This window comes from Fusibacter sp. (assembly GCF_057447755.1).
On record NZ_JBVBZF010000477.1, the window covers coordinates 1 to 1,964 of the forward strand.

The 1,964-nt window shown below is 38.6% G+C and carries 2 protein-coding genes; both read right to left on the bottom strand.

The features are described 5' to 3' along the window. Positions 1 to 1,467 (bottom strand): multiple monosaccharide ABC transporter ATP-binding protein (mmsA, locus tag AC220I_RS21850; RefSeq protein ID WP_486725984.1); only part of this gene is annotated, 1,467 nt, incomplete at its 3' end. 65 nt (positions 1,468 to 1,532) lie between these two features. Further along, the coding region (locus AC220I_RS21855) for a substrate-binding domain-containing protein (RefSeq protein ID WP_486725985.1) at positions 1,533 to 1,964 on the bottom strand (432 nt) is incomplete at its 5' end.

Consider the following 1,964-nt stretch of genomic DNA (forward strand, 5'->3'; position numbering starts at 1 on the left):
CTCATTCATGACGTAAACACGGTCACAAATGCCTAGGATTTCAGGCAGTTCAGATGAAATGACAATGATGGATTTACCTTCATTTGCAAGCTGCTGAATGATGGTATATATCTCATATTTAGCGCCGACGTCAATCCCCCTTGTTGGTTCATCTAAGATGAGGATGTCCGGTTCTGAGAATATCCATTTGCTGAGTACAACCTTTTGCTGATTGCCACCTGACAGGTTACCTGTTTTTTGATGGATGCTAGAGGACTTGATATTGAGTTTCCCCCTGTATTCATCGGCTACGATTAATTCTTTGTTATCATTTACCACTTGCCTTTTACTGATTTTTTCTAGGTTGGCAAGTGTAATATTTCTCTTAATATCATCTATCAATACTAAACCTGCGTGTTTTCTGTCTTCTGTCACATAGGCTAGGCCATTTTTAATGGCGTGTTTCACATCCTTAAGCTCAAGCTGCTTGCCATCCTTATAGAGCTCTCCTGTGATGTGCTTTCCATACGCTTTTCCAAAAATACTCATTGCAAGCTCAGTTCTTCCCGATCCCATAAGGCCTGCAATCCCTAAAATTTCACCTTTTCTAACGTTTATATTGACATTGTCAATGCGTTTTCTGGATTCATCCATTGGATCATAAACCGTCCAGTGCTTCACTTCAAAATTCACTTCACCAATATTGGGCATGCGCTTTGGAAAACGATTTACGAGGTCGCGTCCAACCATGCCCTTGATAATTCTTGCTTCTGTAATTTCATCATGTCCTTTTTTCAGTGTTTCGATGGTGTGTCCATCCCTGATTACTGTAATTTGATCCGATATTTTTGTGACTTCATTTAGTTTATGAGAAATAATAATGCATGAAATACCTTGTTCTTTATTGATCTTCATTAAAAGATTGAGCAAATGCTCTGAATCATCATCATTTAAAGCCGCTGTTGGTTCATCTAGAATGAGGAGTTTAACATCCTTGGAAAGGGCCTTTGCGATTTCCACAAGCTGCTGTTTACCCACACCGATATCTCTTACTAAGGTGTTGTGGTTCTCTTTTAGACCAACAAGTTCTATGAGTTTCTTAGCTTTAGCATGTGTCTTATTCCAGTCAATGATGCCCTTTTCAGATTGTTCATTCCCAAGAAAAATATTCTCAGCAATGCTCATGTAGGGACTCAAAGCGAGCTCCTGATGAATGATGACAATCCCCTTTTTTTCACTTTCCTTAATGTTTCTAAAGCTACAAAGAGAACCTTCAAACAATATATCACCCGTATAGCTTCCATGGGGATAAATGCCACTTAAAACACTCATTAAAGTAGATTTTCCCGCACCATTCTCACCCACCAGCGCGTGAATTTCGCCATTTTTGACCTCTAAATGCACGGAATCAAGTGCTTTAACCCCTGGAAAGGTCTTTGTGATATTTATCATTTCAAGTATGTTTTCAGACTTCCTAGTTTCTGACATAGTATACTCCTTAAAAATAGATGCTGCGGCAACCTAAGATTACCACAGCACCTATCAACAATTCCTTATTTGAGTTGATCTTCTGTATAATAACCTGAATCAATTAAAAGTGCTTTGTAATTGTTCACATCAGCGAATACAGGTTCACATAAATATGAAGGTACAATTTTAATGCCATTGTCATAAGTTTTTGTATCGTTGATTGGTGGTTCAGTACCTTTCATGATTGCGTCAACCATTTCTACTACTTTACCAGCTAATGTTCTCGTATCTTTAAATACTGACATTGATTGCTCACCAGCGATTAACATTTTAACGTTTGTTGTATCACAGTCTTGACCTGTTAAGATTGGGAAAGGTCTGTCTGTTGAGCCGTAGCCAGCTGCTTTTAATGAAGCAACTACACCTTGTGCTAAAGAGTCATTTGGCGATAAGACAACGTCTACGTTTTCATCAGCATAGAATGCTGTTAAAAGGTTATCCATTCTCGCTTGAGC